This is a genomic window from Spirochaeta thermophila DSM 6192, assembly GCF_000147075.1.
GTDB lineage: Bacteria > Spirochaetota > Spirochaetia > Winmispirales > Winmispiraceae > Winmispira > Winmispira thermophila_A.
This window is the reverse complement of record NC_014484.1, coordinates 105938-125644: the sequence shown is the minus strand read 5'-3', so window position 1 is coordinate 125644 and position 19707 is coordinate 105938. Positions and strand designations below refer to the sequence as shown.

The window sequence follows — 19707 nt, the reverse complement described above, 5'->3', positions numbered from 1 at the left end:
GAAGAACCCCACCGATCTCTCACGGCGAACCGGGTTCCACCCTCATCCTCGCGAGCGCCACATCCCCTTTCCTCACCTCCACCCCCCCATTGCCCACCCATATGGTGCACACATCCCCCTCGTGGGCCTCTCCCACGAAGTTCACGTGGTACCCCCTCCAGGTCTCGGGCCGCCCGCCCCGAAGCACGAGGCCCGCGGTACACCAGCCGATGTACCGCGTGTTGTTCACGTGGCCGTTGGGATCCACGTCCAGGTACCCGGCGATCACCTCACTCACCCTCTCCACCTCCCCCTGCGGTCCCAGCTTGAGCGGCGCATCCTCGATCGCGGATTCCTCCAGAAGTCCGGTCCGCACCAGCCTCTCCGGCCTCACCGGCCGCCGCGAGGCGGCCTCGAGGAGCAGCCAACGGCTCGTCGCCCGGATGCACACCCCTCCTTCCGCGTCTTCCACCAGGTAGTCCCTGCAGGCGAAGATCCCCTCCGAGGGGCGGGGCCAGGTCGTCACCACCACCTCCTCCCCCCACCGGGGGACGCGCTCGTATCGCACGAGGAGGCGCGAGAGGACCCATGCCCACCCGTGCTCCACCACTGCACGGTAACCGAATCCGAGCGCCTCCGCACTCTTCCACGCGGTCTCCTGGAAATAGCCTGCGAGCGCATCGGGCCTGAGAAACCCCCTCCCGCATGCCTCGTACGATCGCACCACGAACTGTTCCGAGTATTTCATGACTATACGTCCTGTGGTGTTTGGTATTCCTGCGAAAAACCGATATCTTTATATACGGAGGCTAGCATGTTACGAGAGGGAGAGAAAGCCCCTGCGTTCACCCTTCCCGACGACAATGGCGAGGTGCGAGACCTCTCCGACTTTGCCGACAAGAAGAAGGTGATCTACTTCTATCCCAGGGACAACACCCCGGGCTGCACCAAAGAGGCCTGCGGCTTCAGGGATATGTACGAGACCATCCTCGCCACAGGGGCCGTGGTCATAGGGATAAGCCCCGACTCGGTGCGCTCCCACGCCTCGTTCAAGACCAGGTACGACCTCCCCTTCTTCCTCCTGAGCGACCCCGAGAAGAAGGTGATCCGGGCCTATGGAGCCCTCACCGTCCGAAAGGTGAAGGGCGAGGAGAAGGAACGAGTGCGACGGTGCACCTACATCATCGACGAGCACGACGTGATCAGGGCCGTGTTCCCCGACGTGCGGCCCGAGGAGCACGCGCGCGAGGTGTTGGAGATTCTCTCCCGGATGGAGTAGAATGAAGGGTGTGAGACATGCTCCGATGCCACACCTTTTCCTCCTTATAGGGGGAGCCATCCTGGTGGGGATGGGCTCCTGTTCGCTCCACGACTTCCTCGGCCCCTACCACGGCGTGAACCTCCTGGAAGACCACCCCTTCCCGGCCTGGACGGCCGACGACGGGACGGGCACCTACATGGTGTGGGAGGAGGAGGCCTCGGTCCAGTACGACGGGGAGAACGCCTACAGGCTGCGCACCTGCAACCTCCTCCCCAACGGCGACTTCGAGGATGCGAGTGACCCACCCACCGGGTGGGCAGCGGCAGGAGGGGCGAGTGTGACGAGAGAGATCGTCTCCCCCCTCGAGGGTACGGGATCCCTCCGGGTTTCCATACCCCAGCAAAACGACCACGTGTACTACCCCCTTACCTCTCTCATAGGGTGGCCCTATCCCGAAGGTACGCCCCTCACTGTACGGCTCATGTATCGGGTGGAGCAGACCATCTCCTCCTTTCCGGTTGAGTACAACGATACCTCAAATCCTCAGCCTGATACCTGGTGCTACAGGGTGACGGCCACGGATGTGGGGACGGTGTATCACCTTCCTCCCTCAGAGGATGAAGCCCTGTTCTTCTCCGTGGATACCTCAGGGAGCCCAGCCTTTCTCATCAACAGTCTCAATCCCATCGAGCAGGCGATTAATCTGGAGGTTACCCTCGACAATGTGAAGATCACGAGGTTGGATGCCCCCATCTGGGCCCGCCTCTCCCTCAGGGCCTCGGGGGATACCCCTATGGAGCTTGTGTCCGGTACCTACCGCCTCTCGTTCATGGTTCGCCAGGATCCACAGGCCGGTTCCAACAACGTATTCCCCGCCTCTCGGATCGCGGTGCGCTTCAATACCCTCTATGACACCGAGAGCGGCTCCTTCGTGGACAACGGGTACATTCACAGCATCCCCGCGGAACCGAGTTGGGATGCGGGATGGGTCGAGGTCTCCGTGGAGGAAGATCTCACCATCTTTCCCCCTGCGAACCCGGATGACCCAGTAGTACAGATCTGCATCTCGGCCACCGATCCCTCCTCCCCCCTCACCATGGATGCGGGGAGCATCCTCGTGGCCCACCCACGACTCGAGCTGGTACAGGAGTAGGGAAGCTCTGCGCTTCTTGTGAGGCGGCCCTCACTTCACCACCATCACCTTGCGGTATTCGTCGATGCCTGGTCCCACCACCCGTATGAAATAGAGCCCCCTCGCCACCACCCTGCCGCTTCCGTTCCTCCCGTCCCACGCCACGGTGTAGGTACCAGCCCCCTGAAGTCCCCGCTGGAGCGTACGCACGAGGGAACCGTCCAGAGCGAAGACCTGGATGGTCACCATACCGGCTCGCGAGAGACGGTAGTTCACCACCGTCACTTCGCCCTGGGTGGGGTTGATGACGTTGTTGAGGATGGTCACCCCGGCCCGCTGCTCCTTGAGCCCGGAGAGCACGAACGACCAGGGGGCGAGGGTGCGCGGATCATTCTCATCGGTGAGCCTTGCACAGTAGAGGTTGTTGAGGTAGAAGAGAAACTCAACCGTGCCCCCTTCCCTCATCTCGGGATCGCTCCCCGGGACGAGGAAGGTGCGGAGGGCCCCCTGGGAGGAGAAGGGTGAGACGGTCCTCACCTCGGTGTTGGGTTGGGGGTTCACCCCTGGAAAGAGCACGGGAAACCACATCTCAGGGAACGTGGTGCGGTCGTACTGGTCGGTGGTGATGTACACATCCTCAGGAGGATCCACATCGTACACGAGGAAGAGGGAGGAGGTCTCCAGCGAGGAGGCCTGGATCCGTGCCTGCAGGGTAATGTCGCCCGGGAGGAGGGCACCTGAGCCGTCGAAGACCTTGAGGCTGGAGAACCCGCCTCCCGTCTCCTCGCTGTGCACCCTGTCCGCTGCCCACAAGGGCTCCACGATCCCCAGGCCCACATCCGTGATCCTGTGCGTATCGGCCGAGCGCATCGCATTTCCTGCGGCATCGTAGATGCTCGTATCATCGACCGCCCCGATCATCGCCTGCACCGCCTCATCCGCGGAGAGGGGGCGGGTGAGGGTGAGGAGGACGTCCCACACCCCCACTCCATCAGCTGCGAGGGTGAGCCTCTCTACTCCACCCACCCCAATCCCTGTCACACCGGAGATGGCAACGTCTGAGGCACCAACGGGGAGGGTATGGGCCTGATTCCCGTACACCGGCTCGGAGAAGCGCACGTACATCCGGTCGCTCCCTGCAGAGGCGAGGGTAAAGACGATACGCGGGGGCACCTTCTCTATGAGGGGAAGCGGGCCAAAGGACTCCAGGAGGTTCCCGGCAAGATCCGTGAAGGAGGCCTTGGTGTGGTCATAGCGCACCGAGAGGTTGAGGTCCACGAGCTGCCAGGGCGCCCCGGAGAGGCTGAGGGAGAGGTAGGGATCGTCGGGCTGGTTGATGCTCCCAAAGAGGCTGTTGTTCACCGCGGTGGAAAGCCCTTGGTTGTAGCCGGAGGTGGGATTGTTGGACCCGGTGATCTCGAACGAAAAGGCGAGGTGTTGATTACCCGGATAGGAGGAGAAGACATCCCGTATCCCTCCTGTAGGATCGGGGTGGTCGTTCTCGGAGTTCCAGCTGCCTGCATCCTGGGAGTTATCCAGGAAGTGGAAGTCCACGGTGTCCACCTTGCCGTCCCCGTCTGTATCGAGGAGCACCCCCTCATAGGAACCGGACACAGGGCTGTACGGCGCGAGTGCGGGCGGGTCCACATCCCACGGATTGTCCCAGTCGGAGGAGCCGGTACTCGAGGAGTCTATGGTGGAGGCATGCACGCTCGTATCGAGGGGATTCCCAACCATGTCCACTATCTGTCCACCCAGATCGTAGACCGCATCGATCGTCCCGCCTGCAGGGTTGGGGACGTTGCGGTGCCAGCCGGGCCAACCGGTGCCGTCGTGGTAGCCGGAGAGGAAGATCACCAGCTCGTGGTCGGGACTGGTGATGAGGCCGGGGAGCGTGCGGTAGAGGGCGTTCGAACTGGACCCGCCCGGCGTACCAGGCTGTACTCCCCGCTCCATGGAGACAGGGGCACCGAAATCGATGCTAAAGTACCCCTCGACGACGAGGCGGGTTCCGCCATCGTCCTCTATATCGCCGCCCTTAGTAGAGACGAGATCCTCACTCCGCTCATTTGCCGCACCTGTGCCGAGGCTCCCTATCGTCACAGGCTCCGAGTAGTAGAGGTGGAAGAAGTTGTGGCCGTGGTATTGAGTCCCTGCCGTGGTGGCCGGATCAGCCCTGCCGTATTCCACCCTGTAGAGCACGGGCGGCACCCCATCCACAGTCGAGGTATCGGGGGAACCACCGTTTATGCCATACGGTCCTATGGGGTTCTTCGCGGTATCGAAGAGCGCCCCCTTCTCTATCCAGAGGGAAGGGGTAAGGGTACTGTGAGTGCCACCCGTATCGGTGGAGTTGGTATCCCCGGGACCAGATCCCGTGGCGTCGGTATTCCAGGTCTCGTTCGGTCCTGTCGCCTTGAGCCAGAACTCGCCCACGTCACCTAGAGGAAGGGGGATGCTACAGGCTGCATCCTGGTACACCTCGTCGAAGGTGTAGGTGCCGGTTTCGTCGTTGAAACGTATGAGCCCGTTCTGCACCGCCAAGGTGATCTCGCCGTTGCTGTTCTCGAGAGGCTCCGAGAAGGTCACGTGGAGTACGTTGTCCCACACCGTCTCCACACTCACAATAGACGGTGAACCGAAGTCCCACCCCGAGTTGTTTCCCCCATCGGTGTTCCCGTTCCCCGTTGAGGCAGAGACCACACCGGGGCCGGCGTTGCTGTAGGCGACCGTGCAGTTGTAGACCACCGCGTATGTGCCCGATCCGCTGCCGTAGACACCACCCGGCACCGGGTAGGCGATCCTATCCGAGGCGGAGTTGTCGGGGATGGTGAGGGTCCAGGTGGAGGAGGCGACAAGGTCCACCCCGTTCGCGTAGAAGTCCTGTCCCACGATGATGGTGCTCCCACCCAGGGAGGCGGCATCGAAGGCCCCGCCATAGGAGCCCGGGTCGTAGACGGCCGAGAGGGTCGCCATATCCGGATAGGCGAAGTTGGTGTCCACGGGGGTGGTCTGGGGGTCGTCCTCACCGTAGTTCGGACCGAAGAGGACCACATCGCCCGTGGTGCTCTCTATGGTGTTCCCGTTGAGGAACACGGTCCCGTTGTAGAGCACGAAGTTCCCGGCCCGGATGTTCCCCGAGATGGTGATGTTGCCCGTGATGTCGAGGATGAGGTAGGCCGGCTCGTTCACCGCACCCACGTCGGCGGAGAAGGTGAGGTCGCCCCCCCCTATGAGGATGAGGTTGTGTGCCCCCGATGCGCTGTCCTCCACCGTGTCGGAAAAGGTGATGTTTCCGATACCGCTGTCCACCCAGATATCAGTGGAGGCCGAGGTGAGTCGCACGGGGGGGGTAATGGACACAACGGCATTGTCGGTGCGCATGCTTCCCCCCAGATCCACACGGCCCCCAGAGGAGACGGTGAGGACTCCTATCCGAGTGGTGGCCCCTAGGTCACCGGAGAAGACCACGCTCCCCGTGCCTGCGCTGATCGTCACCGACTCACCCCCCACCGCTCCGTCCACCGTTCCCGAAAAACTCACATCCCCTCCCCCACCGCTCGTGTCGATCACCACGTCCGCCGAGACCACCACCGGCCCCACAAAACCCACATCCCCCACCGCCGTCACGTCCGCCCCCACATCGATGCTCCCCCCACTCACACTCAAAGCCCCCACGGGCACGCCACCTCCCACCGCACCTCCCAACACCACATTCCCCGTCCCTGCACCGATCGTCACCGACTCACCGCCCACCGCTCCATCCACCGTTCCCGAAAAGCTCACAGCACCCCCCCCGCCGCTCGTGTCGATCACCACGTCCGCCGACACCACCACAGACCCCACAAAACCCACATCCCCCACCGCCGTCACGTCCCCTCCCACCTCGATGCTCCCACCGCTCACGCTCAATGACCCCACCGGCACCCCACCACCCACATCCCCCCCCAGCACCACGTTCCCACCGCCGTTCACGTTGAGCACGTACCCCCCGTCCACCGTCCCCCCCAGGGTCACCCCCCCCGTCCCGGCATCCACCGTGGTGTCGGCCGCGAGCGACACCGGGGTGTCGGCGTCGCCCAGAGAGACGTCCCCTCCGGCTCCCGCCGTGGAGACCGTGCCCCCCACCTGCACAGAGGAACAGGCCGTGGCGGTGAGGATACCTGCCGCCTGGAACGAATCGGCCGCCGCATTCCCCAGGCTCAGACTCCCCGTGTGGGGGAAGGTGATCCCCCCGGGGAAAGAGGTGGTCTGGCCCCCCGGACCCGCATTGAAGGCCAGGTCGTACCCGGCCGGGGAGAAGGAGACGCTCGTGGTCACCGTGAGATCTCCCTCGAAGACCACACTCCCCGCGCTCATCACCTGGAGGGTGCCCGTGACCACCGCATCCGTGAACCGCACCTGGCCGCCCGTGTTCGCCACTTGGAGCGTGGCAGGCTGCGCCCCTCCCAGACCCACATTCTGAGCCCCGGCCCCGTCGAGTACGCAAGTAGCGCCGGTGAGGGTGAGCGTCCCTGTAACCGAGAGGTCACCCCCCACGGTGAGCGTGATGCCAGAGGCATCGAACGTCCCTCCCACCGAGACACCCCCCGTCACATCCACATCGAACCCCGCCGCACCGAGCGCGGTGCCTGCAGGCACGGAGAGGTCGCCCCCGAGCACGAGAGAAGAACCCAGGGTCACCGAGGCGGACCCCGAGAGGATGAGGTTCCCCAGGGTCTGCGAGGAGGTGAGGGTGGTCGACGTCCCCGACATGGTGAGGGTGCACTGGGCCGAAGGATCCGAGAAGGTCCCGCTTATCGAAACATCCCCAGAAGGGGTGATGCTGTTGGCCCCTGTACTCGTGAAGCTCCCCATGCTCGTGAAATCCCCAGTGGTGATGTCCCCTGCACTCTGCACTGTACCGTCCGATGAGAACGTGCCCGCACTCACCTGTCCTCCGGCCTGGAGATCAAGGCTCCCTGTCACCGTGAGAAGACCACTTACCAAGAGCGTCCCCGAGACCGTCACCGTACCATCATCCTGGAAGCCACCGTTCACCGTGAGGCTCGAGCCTGCATCCAGGGTGAGGGCGCCGCCACTCATCACCACCACCTGGGCCACGGTGTGACTCTCGCCCGAGACGAGCTGGGGATAGTACGTACACCCGGCCGGGATCGTGATCTCGGCCGTGCCGTCGTCGGGCGGCGGACTCCCGCCCTGCCAGTTGTTGCCGTCGTTCCATGAGGTGCTCGTATCCCCGTCCCAGACATAGGAGCTCCCCTGCAGCACGATGGCCTTGTCGTCCACACTCACCCAGCTCGTCCCCCCGTCCACCGAAAGCTCCAAGTACCCCGAAGAAGGCGAAAGGCTTGCGCTGTCGAGAGCGAGTCCGGAGATGGTCACCTCCTCCCCTGCCGCGAAATCGCCCAGTACAGGGACGAAGACCACCGTATTACCGGACTCGTACGAGACAGAGACGGGGTTCGCCACCCTCCCGTTGGAGACCGCAGTCCCGCTCATAGAGAGACTCGTGACCGTCGCATCGAACTGGGCCGAAAGTCCGCCTCCGAGGCGTATCCGGATCCCATTCAAGGCTGTCACCTGCCCCCCGCTCACGTCGGTGATCGTGACATCCGCGAGGGTGTAGGGCCCTGTCCCGATGGGAATGGTGGTATTCGCGGCACTCGAGATCGTCGGTGGAAGGGATGCCGCCACATCCACCGTGGCCGTGGTATACGAGGCAGTGCCGAACGAATCCGACCCGCCGGTACCGTCCCAATAGACCGTCACGGTGACGGTCTCTGCACTCGCGTCGGTCACGGTGAAGGTGGCGATCCCGTCGGATGAGGTGGCAATGAGTTCCTCCTGGGCCGTGCCGTTGTTGTCGGGCGAGATGGTCGCGTTCCCCGAGACCGTCACGTAGAGGTTCCGCACATAGGGCACCGGGTTCCCGGAGGCATCGACGATCTGGAGGGTCACCGAGGCACCCTGACCGGTCTGCACGGTCTGAGAGAGGGGTGAGATCACCACGTGGTCGGGGGCCGGCGGAGAATAGGGGGCCGAGTAGGTCTTCAAGGGCACGTCGGTGTCGTCGGCCGCGATATCGTTGAGGGTGAACCAGAAGAGCGATGTGTTGATGGCAGGCTCCCCTCCATTCCCCTCCGTGATCTGGAGGCGCCAGGTCCCGTTCGTCTCCGAGCCTATGGTGTATGAGGAGGTCGCCACATCATTGGGCCAGGTAGTGCCATTCCCAGAGATAGATGGTGAAGGAGAGAGGGGATTCCCGCTCTTGTCCCAGGCAGCCAGGGTCTCCCCCCCGTCCATGTCCCAGTTCTTGTAGTCGATGGTGTCGGTGGGGCCTGCGCTGTCAGGGACAAATGGGTAGAGGTCCCACGTGGTGCCCACGTTGTCGAGCAGGGCGAGGGTCCACACGTAGGCAAAGGCCCTGATGTTCGAATCCCCTGTAGGGGTGCCTGTGTTGGAATAGGAGACATCGCACCTGAACCCGTTCTTGCTGTCATCGGGGGCCTTGGCCACGATCTTGAAGTAGTACCTGTTGCCGATGTGCTCCCCCTGCGAGGGGACCACCCCGTCGAAATACACCCAGCCGGTCTCGTTCGTGGCCTGGATGGTGGAGAGCACGGTCCCCGCGAGGACCTCGGCATCGTTCGCGAAGTTGAGCTTCCTCGACTGGGTGAGGGCCCCTGTTCCCCCTACGAGAAAGAACTCCCACGTCCCACCTGTGCCCTGGTCAGGCGCTGCACCGCTGAGCCCCGGATGTTCCACCGCAAAGTAGAGTGTGCTCGTGATGGTATCCGGGACCTCGTAGAAGAGCACCATGTAGGGGTCCTGGTCACCGTTCTGAGGGGTACCCGTGACTTGCAGGTAGTTGCCGCTCTGGGCCGGGATGGCACTCTGGCCGAAGAGAGCCCCACCGGTTACCCCCACAAGCAGGAGAAAACAAAGAAAGTCCTTTCCCGAAAATCCATCGAGGAATGCCCGTAGTGCGCTCACCAGTATTAGTATAGCCCATCATCCACCCCTCTTTCCAATCCCCTTGCACGAGAAGCGGAAATGGGCTACAACGTATATAAACCGGTTTCTAAAGGAGTGCACGATGCCTCTTCCCACTACCCTTCGTCCTACCCTCAGACAGATCCGCAGCGAGTTGGCAGCCCAGCTCTTCGACCACATCCTCCCCTTCTGGCTCGGCCAGCAGGACCCTATCCACGGGGGCTTCTACGGCTCCATCACCACCGGCCCCGATCCCACCGCACCCAAGGGACTTGTGATGACTGCCCGCCACCTCTGGACCTTCTCCCAGGCCTTCCTCTCCCGCCCGAATCCCGCCTACCTTGAGGCCGCGGGGAACGCCTATCGGTTCCTCACCCATGCCCTCTACGATGCCACACACCGGGGCTTCTTCTGGAGCGTGCACCCCGATGGAACCCCCCTCTCCAGGGTGAAGAAACTCTACGGCAACGCCTTCGCCGTCTACGCCCTCGCCGCCTACCACACGGCCTCCGGAGACAGGGAGGCCCTCACCCTCGCGTGGGAGACCTTCGACCTCCTGGAAGATCGGGGGAGGGACAGGAGGCACGGGGGCTACTACGAGGCCTTCACCGAGGACTGGTCCACCCCCCTCCCGGAGCCCCTCGGAGAGGGCGAGACCCCTGCGCCCAAGACCATGAACACCCACCTCCACATCCTCGAGGCCTACAGCACCCTCTTCCGCACCACGAAGGAGCCGAGGGTGAGGGAGGCCATGGAGCACCTCATCCTGATCTTCCGCACCCACATCGCACCCTCCTCGCACCTCGGCCTCTACTTCGCCGAGGACTGGGCACCCATGGGGGGCGGGATCTCCTTCGGCCACGACATAGAGGCCACCTGGCTCCTTACCGAGTCGGTCGAACTCCTCTACGGAGACCCTCTCCCCGAGTGGTTCCTCTCGTGGATACGCCCCGTGATGGAAGAGACCGCACGGGCGCTCGACACCCACGGAGGAAGCCTTCCCAACGAACAGCGGGAAGACGGATCGGTGGACCGGGCACGCGTCTGGTGGGTGCAGGCCGAGGCCTTCGTTGGCTTCCTCAATGCCTACAGTCTCTTCGAGGAGCCCCGCTACCTCGACCACGCCTGCACGGTGTGGCGGTTCATCATGGACCACCTGGTCGACAGGGAGGGAGGGGAGTGGTTCTGGGCCGTCACGCCCGAGGGGAGCCCCCTCGCCGGGTACGAGAAGGGGGGCATGTGGAAGGCGAGCTACCACAACAGCAGGGCATGCCTCGAAGGCATGCGCCGGATCGATACCATCCTCGAGGAGGAACGAAGATGATCGAGCTTTCCTTTGCACAGCGCAAGGCCCTCGTGGAGGAGGAATACGAGAGGCTCATCTCCCGTCGAAACGAACCGATCCTCCCCGGAAACGGGATCTTCGTCCGCTACAGGTACCCCATCCTCACGAAGGACCACGTCCCGCCCACCTGGCGCTACGACTACGACCCCAGCACCAATCCCTTCTTCATGGAGCGGCTGGGGGTGAACGCTGTCTTCAACGCAGGGGCCATCAAGCTCGACGGCACCTACTACCTCATGTGCCGGGTGGAAGGGTACGACAGGAAGAGCTTCTTCGCCCTCGCCGAGAGCCCCGACGGGATACACTTCACCTTCACCACACCCGTGCTCATACCCGACGTGCCGGGAGAGACCAACCTCTACGACATGCGGCTCACCCTCCACGAGGACGGCTGGATCTACGGGATCTTCTGCGCCGAGCGGAAGGACCCGGAGGCCCCACCTGGGGACACCTCCTCGGCCGTGGCCCGGGCTGGTATCGCGCGGAGCAAGGACCTCGTCCACTGGGAACGCCTTCCCGACCTCGTCACCCCTTCTCCCCAACAGCGCAACGTGGTGCTCCATCCGGAGTTCGTGAACGGGAAGTACCTCCTCTACACCAGGCCCCAGGATGGATTCATAGAGACGGGCTCGGGAGGCGGTATCTGCTACGCCTTCTGCCACTCCATGGAAGACCCCGTGGTGACTGAGGAGCATCTCCTCGATCCCAAGCTCTACCACACCATCAAGGAGGTGAAGAACGGTGCGGGGGCCCCTCCTGTGAAGACCCCTGCAGGCTGGTTCCACGTGGCCCATGGGGTGCGGGGCACGGCCGCCGGGCTCAGGTACGTGCTCTACGCCTTCCTCACCGATCGCGAGGATCCCACCAGGGTGATCGCCCGTCCCGGAGGCTTCCTCATCGCGCCGGAAGGGGAAGAGCGGGTGGGCGACGTCTCCAACGTGGTCTTCTCCAACGGGATGATCGCGGACGAGGACGGGAGGCTCCTCATCTACTACGCCTCCTCCGACACGAGGCTCCACGTGGCCGAGACCACCATCGAACGCATGGTGGACTACTGCCTCCACACGCCGGAGGACGGCCTCCGGACCCACGAGTGCACCACGCAGCGCCTCTCCCTCATCGAGCACAACCGCCGCCTTCTCCGGTCCTCCTGCTGATCTTCCCTGCTGTTGTACTTTTCTCCCCTTGCGATATACAATGGTGGCATCGGGCATCCCCGATGCCACCGTGCGCACACGCATCCCTCGAGGTGGAGGTTCCCGGTGAAGATCACCATAAACGAGATCGCACGCCTCGCCAATGTCTCCAAGTCCACGGTATCGAAGGTTCTCAACGGCTATCCTGGGATCAACCAGAAGACCAGGGAGCGGGTCCTCAAGGTGGTGAAGGAGATGCAGTACGAGCCGAACACCATCGCCCGTGCCCTCTCCTCCAAGCGCACAGGGAACATCGGACTCCTCATCCCCCACACCCCCGAATACTCGGTGAGCGGCGCCTACTGGTCCACGTTCATATCCTGCATCACCGCATCAGTCACCGAACACGACTACCACCTCCTGCTCCTCCTCCCCCACGAGGAGGGGAGGCTCGAGCGCATCTTCAAGGCCGTGATCAAGCGGGGGATCGTGGACGGCCTCATCATCGGCTCCGAGTTCCTCGACAAGTACTGGCTCGGCGAGCTCCTCCACCACAGGATCCCCTTCGTGATGCTCGGTCGGAACCCGGAGTTCGTCCACTACGCGGTGGACATCGACAACAGGAAAGCCGCCTATGAGGCCACCTCCCACCTCGTCCAGCGGGGCTACACGAGGATCGCTCTCGTGGCGGGTCCCGAATCCTACTTCTACAACCTCCAGCGGGCCGAGGGCTACCAGGATGCCCTCCGCCGCCACGGGATGACCTACCACCGGACCCTCTACCTCCCCTACGAGAACTACCCTTTTGTCCATACGTCCATCGCCTCCCTCTTTGCCGAATCCCCCCCACCCGACGCCCTCCTCGTGGCGGCGGGCGGAGACTTCATGCTCGAGGTGCTGCAGGCCCTCGAGGAGACGGGACACCGCCCGCCCGAGGTCGGGTTCCTCACCTTCGACGACTACCGCTACCTCGACCACACCTCACCCCCCATCACCGCGGTGGCCCAGCCCATGGGCAGGATGAGCAGAAAGGCGGTGGAGATGCTCATGGCCCTCCTCAAAAAGGAAGAGCCCCCCGCAAAGGAGGAGCTCTTTCCCGCAACCCTGGTGGAACGAGAATCCACCAGGGGACCACGGTGAGGGAAGGACCCGGAGGAGCCTCCGGGTCCACGGTAAGGGGTCACTCCACCCGCTCGCCGTACACCTCCATCTCCCAGAGGGAGAATCCCCACTCCGTCCCCCGCGTTATCCCGTGCATGCGCACGTACGAGACCTCAACCGGATCGAACGAAAGCTCGTCCACATCCCCGTCCCCTCCGCGCACCTGGACGATGGGGAACCATGCCTTCCCATCGAGCGACCCGAGTATGTCGTAGTCCTTCCCGTAGGCCACCTCCCAGTGGAGTACGATCCTCTCGATCCGGAACCTCCCCTGGAGGTCGATCTGTATGTACTCGTCGTCCTCGTAGAGGCTCGACCACCGGGTCTTGAGGGTCCCGTCGTTCACGTACTCCGGAAGGTTGGGATCTTCCACACTGCTGGCCTCCACCGGCTTGAAGAGGGCGATGTTCCCCCTGTCCGGATCGAGGGCGTGGACCGTGAAGTAGAGACCCGACTCGTTCATCCCCGAGTCCTTCGCCGCGATGAGGACATCCGAGCTTCCCACCCGGGCCTCCTTGAGCCGTACCAGGGCCTTCCCGTCCTTCGTGAGGGAGACCTCCACCAGGGCCGGATCGCCCACCTTCTTCACCTCGTAGGAGAGGTCGTCGCCGTCCTCCTGGTCCTCGAAGACCTCCCTGAGATCGATCTCCTCGGCCTTCCCTACCTCGTTGACCGAGAGGATGAGGTGCGAGATGGGCTTCACCACCTTCGGGCTCAGATCGAGCCCCTCCCGGTTGAGCCGCGCATACTCGGGATACCGCATCGCCACCGCGGAGATGCCGGGCGCAGCATCGTAGATGTTTCCGAACCCGTCGTGGCCGGTCCAGGTCCACGAGAGGGCGCCCGCATACCCGTTCTCGATGAGCCAGAGATAGGCCTCCTCAGTGGTGAGGCTGGTCTTGGGTCGGAACCCGAAGCCTATCTCTCGTATCCCTTTGGCTGGAAATTCCGCTACTACGATCGGCTTGTCCAACTGCCAGTACGAGGCAGGGTGGTGGAAGGGCGAGACGCTCTCGTCCATGTGCTGGGGATAGAAGTGCACGCTGTAGAAGTCGAGGGTCCCCTCCGGATCTCCCCCTGCTGCGACGAGCCTGTCGTCCCTATAGTAGTTGATCATCCCTCCCACATCGGTCTGGTAGGCCATGCCGCTCCCGCAGGTGACGAGGGCATCCGGATCCTCCCGGTGTATGGCGCCGGCCACCAGATTGATGAATCGCTGCACGTACTGCATCTCTGTCCGCCTCGGCGTCCACCCGCCTCCTGGGAGCATGCCCTCCGGCTCGTTGAATACCTCCCAGGCGATCACGCCCGGATGCCGCTTCAGCATCCGCACCATGGGGACGAGGGCGTTCTCGATATAGGAACGCGTCACCTCCTCGTCCTCGATGAGCCTGAGGTTCCGCGCCTGGTTCACCCCCGACTGCGGCTGGAGCATGTCGAACGACCAGAGGCAGAGGATGAGCCCCACCCCTCTCGAGAAGGAGATGTCGAGGGCCCGCTTGAGGTTGATGAGGGCCTCCTCCGGCATCCCCACCACCATGCCGTTCTCGTCGAAGAGGGGGGTCTTGCTCCCGTTCACATGGAGCCACCACCTGAGTACGTTCCCTCCCGCACTCGCCACATCATCGACGGCCCGGGTGAAGCGGGCCTCGTCAAACTGTGTGAGATCGTTCGCGAAGTTCACCCACGCGAGGTTCATCCCGTTGAGGAAGACCCGCTTCCCGTTGTGGGGGAGGAGGGCATCGGGATCCACCCCTCCCTCGGGCACCCCGCTCCCCGTCACACACCCTGCGAGGAGCAGTGCACCGAGAAGCACTGTGTATATCCTTCTCATGGTTCCCTCCTGTGGAGGTGCGGGCCATCGAGGCCCGCACCCGGTTCATTTCTTTTCCAGCCGCACGTTGTCGATGAGGACCGAGCCCTCGAGGCCCTCCGGCCCCCAGAACTTGAAGGCCACCCGGCGTACGCTCTGGATGTCGGCCACCTGTGCGGTGAACTGCCAGTTGGAGGCCGCACACTTCCAGTTCGACCCCGTAAGATCGAAGTAGATGTTGCGGTTCTCCCCCGGTGCGAGCACCACCGTGGCCGACTCGTGCCAGACCCAGTCGGCACCCGTACAGAGCACGAGGGCCACCTCGAGATCCTCGTCGGTCTTGTTCACGAAGTCCACCACGAGGTTCTTGTAGGGGCTGAAATCGTTCATCTCCGGCTCTTCGGTGTAGAAGGTGGCCCCGTTCTTCCCGTTCATCCGGAACACACCCTCGAGCGATCCCGTGCCGTGGGTGGCTTCCTGCCGGTTCCACCTCACCTCGAGCGAGGAGTCGTCATCGTTCCAGGCATTCGCCACCGCGAACCAGAAGGGCGTGGTCTCGAAGTCCTCCCAGATCACCATGGAGTCCTGGACCTGGGCCACACCTGCCTCCTGGGAAGGCTGAGGGGCACTCGTGCACCCCGCCGCCAGGAGTACCAGCACGCCTGCGATCACCGTTACGCGTTGCATAATAGGCCTCCTGATAATACGTTATTTGAGCTCACCTATGTTGATCCCACGCTCGAAGTAGCGCTGGCCGACCCCGAAGATGAGGAGCGTGGGGATGAGCGCGATCACCACCGCCGCGAGCTGCACGGTGTACTGCACCTCGGTGGGGCTCTCGAAGAACATGATCCCGAGGGGAAGGGTGTAGAGCTCCTTCTTGTTGAGGTAAATGAGCGGTCCGAGGAAGTCCTTCCAGCTCCAGAGGAAGCAGTAGAGCCCGGCCACGAAGAGGGCCGGCTTCACCTGGGGGAGCATGATCGACCGCCAGATCCTGAACGTCCCGGCGCCGTCGATGAAGGCCGCCTCGTCCATCTCCCGGGGGATCCCCACCATGAGTTGCCTGATGAGGAAGATGCTCCAGGCCCCTCCGAAGAGGTGAGGGACGATGAGCGGATTGTAGCTGTTGGTCCAGCCGATGGCCCGGTAGAAGATGAAGAGCGGGATCATGGTGACCTCGGTGGGGAGGAGCATGGTGCTCAGGAGCACGATGAACAGCGGCCCGCGCAACTTGAACTCGAACCGGGCGAACCCATAGGCCACGAACGCCGAGGAGGTCACCTGGAGCACGGTCTGGACCGCCCCGAGCCAGAAGCTGTTGAAGATGTACCTGAGGAGGGGGACATAGGTGAACGCCTTCACGTAGTTCTCCCAGTGGAGGGGCGAGGGGAACCAGATGGTCCTGAAGTCCGTGGAGAAGTACTGTCCCATGTCCTTGAGGGACGAGGCGAAGAGCCACGCAAACGGGATGAGGACGAGCACGGCGAGGATGGCCAGGAAGAGGAACCCTCCCCACCTGACGAGGATGCGCTCGTTCCGCAGGAACCCATACGAGGAAACCCGCATCACACACCTCCTTCCTCACTCGAGCCTCTCATGTACCTGATGATCACCACGGTGAGGGCGAAACCCACCAGGAAGACCACCCATCCTATGGCCGCGGCCGACCCCATCTCCCAGTACCGGAAGGCCTTGGTGTAGAGGTAGAAGACGAGGAAGGCGAGAGAGTTGTCCTTCCCCATCATCACCGACCGGGAGCCGCCTATGTTGGCGAGCGCGGCGGGGAGGTCGAAGATCCTCAGGCCGTAGATGAGCCCGCTTATGAGCTGGAAGAGGAGCACCGGAGAGAGGAGGGGCACCGTGATCCTGAAGAGCCGCGTCCACCATCCGGCCCCGTCTATGGCCGCCGCCTCGTAGTAGGATCGGGGGAGGTTGGTGATCCCCGCGAGGAAGATGATCATGCTCGCCCCCACGGTCCAGAAGTTCACGATGACCACGCTCCAGATGGCGAGTCCGGGATCCCCCAGCCACTCGACCTGACCGAGCCCCAGCTTCTTGAGCACGAGATTGATGAGCCCGTAGTTCTCGGTGCCGAAGATGGGTGCCATCATGAGCCCGAGGGCCACCGGCATCACCAGGGAGGGAAGGAAGAAGAGGACCCGGAAAAAGCGCCGCCCGGGGAGTTCCGGTTCGCTTATGAGGGCCGCCATGAACAGGGAGAGGAGGAGTCCCCCGCCTACGCCGAATATCATAAAGATGAGGTTGTTCCTGAGGGCCAGGAAGAAGACCTCGTCCTCGAGAAGCTCTCTGAAGTTCTCCCAGCCCACGAAACTGGGGGTACCCAGCAGGTCCCACTTCGTGAGGCTTATGTAGAAAGAGTAGGCAATGGGGAATACCTGGAGGAAGAGGAAGCCTATCACCCAGGGGAGGATGTAGAGGTACCCCATCCTGTTCCGCCTCGCCAGGAGCCTGGATACCGTACCTGTACGTCTCATACAGTCCACTCCTTGAAAAGGCGGGGAGAGGGGGTCCTCTCCCCGCGAGATCTCCTTCAGCCGTAGATCTTCTTTATGATCTTGTTGCCCTCTTCCTCGATGATCCGCACCGCCTCCTCGGCGGAGATCCTGTCCTGGAAGAAGTCGGTCATCGTGGCCTCGAGGAGACTGGTAAACTCGTCCGTGGGCAGCATGGGGCCGGTGATCACGTAGGGAAGGTCGGAGAAGAAAGCCTTCATGTAGTCGGGAGATATCTTCATGACGGTCTCGAGGTACTTCGCGTTCGCCGGCAAGTCACCGGTCTTGGCGAACTCGGGCTGACCCTCACCGCACATCCACTTCACGAAGGTCCACGCGGCATCGACCTTCTGGCTTCCCCGGTAGATGCTGAGGAAGTTCACGTATCCCCGCGTGGCCCGCTGCTTGCCTGCGGGATAGGGAAGCGGCGCAGTGCCAAAATCGATCCCAGCATCCTTGAGAGGCGGTATTCCCCACCCGCCGGTGTGCATGAAGGCCACCTTGCCGGTTGCCACGGCGGAATCAGGGGTGCCCCACGGCCCCGCCCACTCGGTGCTGTAGGGAGGTTCGAGCTCTTCCTGGAAGAGGCGCTTTGCGAGCTTGAGGGCGGCGATACCTTCAGGAGAGTTGAGCATCACCCGCGTGGGCCGGATATCGTCGTCGAGGATCTTGCCACCCATCTGGACCACGAGGGCCTGCCACATCTCCAGCCAGTGGAAGTGCACTGCGGCCTGCACGATCTCACCCTGGGCGTTCTTCTTGGTGAGCACCTTGTAGGTCCTGATGAACTCATCCCAGGTCATGGGCTTCTCCGGATCGGGATACGGCACGCCCGCCTCGTCGAGCAGCTTCTTGTTGTAGATGAGGGCCCGTACACCCACACCGATGGGCATCCCGTAGATCTTGCCCTGGTAGACCACCGCGGCCCTGGTGCCGGGCTGCATCTCGTCGAGCAACTCCTTGGCACCGGGAAGGTCGTCGAGCGCGAGGAAGGCCCCCTTGGTCACGTACGGCGACGAGCTCTGGTGCGACATGGAGAGCACGTCGGCCGCATCACCGCTCACCACGGTGGTGCGCACCTTCTCCCAGTACGCGCCCCAGGGGAGGAACTCGGTCTCCACCTTGATCTCCGGGTGGGCCATCATGAAGGTGTCGACCAGGGCCTGGAAGTCCTTGGCCTCCTGGGTGCCCGCCCACCGGGTGTACCGGATGGTCGCCTGGCCCCCTGCACCGCCTCCCTGCTCCTGCTGGGCCCCCGCCCAGAGGAAGGAAGCGGCCATGAGGAACAGCACGCTCAACAGCACACATCGTTTCATGGCTTCTCTCCTTTAGATATGGTGTGCCCGGGGCTACGCCCCGAGATCGGTCGCCTTGATGAACTCGATGAGCTCGTCCACATACGCGAAGGCGAGCGCCACCACGGTGTCCGCCCCGCCGTAGTAGACGGCGAGCCTCCCGGTCTCCCCGTCGCAGAGCACCGCGCAGGGGAAGACCACGTTCGGTACATCGCCCACACACTCGTAGTACGCACGAGGCGAGAGCAGGTAGTGTGCGCTCCGGTAGCGCACCTTCCAGGGTTCGTCGAGGTCGAGGAGGGCGGCCCCCATGCTGTAGACGAACCCGTTGCACGAGGTGAGCACCCCGTGGTAGAGGAGGAGCCAGCCCTCGCTCGTCTCGATGGGAGCGGGCCCCGCCCCTATCTTGGTGTGCTGCCAGAGGCTCTCCACTCCGCGGGGACCCATCACATGGCGGTGCCTCCCCCAGTACTTAAGATCAGGGGATTCGCTGTAGAAGATGTCGCCGAAGGCGGTGTGGCCTGCGTCGCTCGGCCTGTGGAGGAGGGCGTAGTTGTCGCCTATCTTCCGGGGGAAGAGCACGCCGTTGCGGTTGTAGGGCATGAAGGGGCTCTCCATCTGGACAAAGGTCTCAAAGTCGTCGGTGTAGCCCAGTCCTATCCCCGGACCGTGGTACCCGTTGCACCACGTGATGTAGTATCGGGAGCCCAGCCGCACCACGCGGGGGTCGTACTTGAACTCGCTTCGGGGGAGATCGGGGTGTTCGGGGGTGAAGCGAATGGGCTCGTCGTCGATCTCCCAGTGGATGCCGTCCTCGCTGAACCCGCGTCTGAGATCCATGCGGCGGGCCGTATCGTCCACCCTGAAGACGCCCGCGAACCCTTCCTTGAAGGGTACCACCGCGCTGTTGAAGATGCTGTTCGCCCCCTTCGCATGGTCCCTGGTGACGATGGGATTCCCCGAGTACCGCCAGACCACCTCCCGGGAGCCAGGGGGACGATCCTCCCAGGGGATGTGGGGGAGGGGATCTGCGACAACGGTGTACCTCGTACTCATCGCTGCTCCTTCTGAAACCG

At 63.3% G+C, this 19707-nt stretch carries 13 protein-coding genes; 5 read left to right on the top strand and 8 right to left on the bottom strand.

Going from position 1 to position 19707, the window contains the following annotated elements:
- Positions 1-19: 19 nt before the first annotated feature.
- Positions 20-727: an acyl-[acyl-carrier-protein] thioesterase gene (locus tag STHERM_RS00495; protein ID WP_013312916.1), complete on the bottom strand. Its 708-nt coding sequence runs from the start codon at positions 725-727 to the stop codon at positions 20-22.
- Between the two features lie 66 nt (positions 728-793).
- On the opposite strand from STHERM_RS00495, the gene STHERM_RS00490 reads away from it, so the two are divergent.
- Both STHERM_RS00490 and STHERM_RS00485 read left to right on the top strand, forming a co-directional pair.
- Positions 794-1258 (top strand): peroxiredoxin, encoded by a 465-nt coding sequence (locus STHERM_RS00490; protein WP_013312915.1) that lies wholly within the window; start codon positions 794-796, stop codon positions 1256-1258.
- A gap of 1 nt (position 1259) precedes the next feature.
- Positions 1260-2393, top strand: coding sequence for a hypothetical protein (locus STHERM_RS00485; protein WP_013312914.1), 1134 nt, complete (start codon positions 1260-1262; stop codon positions 2391-2393).
- A gap of 30 nt (positions 2394-2423) precedes the next feature.
- Here the strand turns inward: STHERM_RS00485 and STHERM_RS00480 are convergent, their stop codons facing one another.
- Positions 2424-9368: a FlgD immunoglobulin-like domain containing protein gene (locus STHERM_RS00480; RefSeq protein WP_013312913.1), complete on the bottom strand. Its 6945-nt coding sequence runs from the start codon at positions 9366-9368 to the stop codon at positions 2424-2426.
- Positions 9369-9471: 103 nt separating this feature from the next.
- On the opposite strand from STHERM_RS00480, the gene STHERM_RS00475 reads away from it, so the two are divergent.
- The 3 genes from STHERM_RS00475 to STHERM_RS00465 all read left to right on the top strand — a co-directional run bounded on the left by STHERM_RS00475 (position 9472) and on the right by STHERM_RS00465 (position 12989).
- Positions 9472-10692: an AGE family epimerase/isomerase gene (locus tag STHERM_RS00475; protein WP_013312912.1), complete on the top strand. Its 1221-nt coding sequence runs from the start codon at positions 9472-9474 to the stop codon at positions 10690-10692.
- A complete protein-coding gene (locus STHERM_RS00470) occupies positions 10689-11870 on the top strand; it encodes a glycoside hydrolase family 130 protein (RefSeq protein WP_013312911.1) in 1182 nt (393 codons plus the stop codon). The genes STHERM_RS00475 and STHERM_RS00470 overlap by 4 nt, the downstream gene beginning before the upstream one ends.
- A gap of 105 nt (positions 11871-11975) precedes the next feature.
- Positions 11976-12989, top strand: a complete 1014-nt coding sequence (locus STHERM_RS00465; protein ID WP_013312910.1) for a LacI family DNA-binding transcriptional regulator — start codon at positions 11976-11978, stop codon at positions 12987-12989.
- 40 nt (positions 12990-13029) lie between these two features.
- Here STHERM_RS00465 and STHERM_RS00460 read toward each other — a convergent pair whose 3' ends face one another.
- From STHERM_RS00460 to STHERM_RS00435, 6 genes are read right to left on the bottom strand one after another with little or no spacing between them, the layout of a single operon-like run.
- Positions 13030-14844, bottom strand: a complete 1815-nt coding sequence (locus STHERM_RS00460) for a discoidin domain-containing protein (RefSeq protein WP_013312909.1) — start codon at positions 14842-14844, stop codon at positions 13030-13032.
- A gap of 45 nt (positions 14845-14889) precedes the next feature.
- Entirely contained in the window at positions 14890-15510 is a 621-nt protein-coding gene (locus STHERM_RS00455) for a hypothetical protein (protein ID WP_013312908.1), read from the bottom strand.
- A 21-nt stretch (positions 15511-15531) separates the two neighbouring features.
- Positions 15532-16389 (bottom strand): carbohydrate ABC transporter permease, encoded by an 858-nt coding sequence (locus tag STHERM_RS00450; protein WP_013312907.1) that lies wholly within the window; start codon positions 16387-16389, stop codon positions 15532-15534.
- On the bottom strand, positions 16389-17318 hold the full coding sequence (locus tag STHERM_RS00445; RefSeq protein ID WP_013312906.1) for a carbohydrate ABC transporter permease: 930 nt from the start codon (positions 17316-17318) through the stop codon (positions 16389-16391). Before STHERM_RS00445 ends, STHERM_RS00450 begins: the two co-directional genes overlap by 1 nt.
- Positions 17319-17374: 56 nt before the next feature.
- Positions 17375-18652 (bottom strand): ABC transporter substrate-binding protein, encoded by a 1278-nt coding sequence (locus STHERM_RS00440; RefSeq protein WP_013312905.1) that lies wholly within the window; start codon positions 18650-18652, stop codon positions 17375-17377.
- A 33-nt stretch (positions 18653-18685) separates the two neighbouring features.
- On the bottom strand, positions 18686-19687 hold the full coding sequence (locus STHERM_RS00435; RefSeq protein WP_041623079.1) for a glycoside hydrolase family 130 protein: 1002 nt from the start codon (positions 19685-19687) through the stop codon (positions 18686-18688).
- Positions 19688-19707 lie beyond the last annotated feature (20 nt).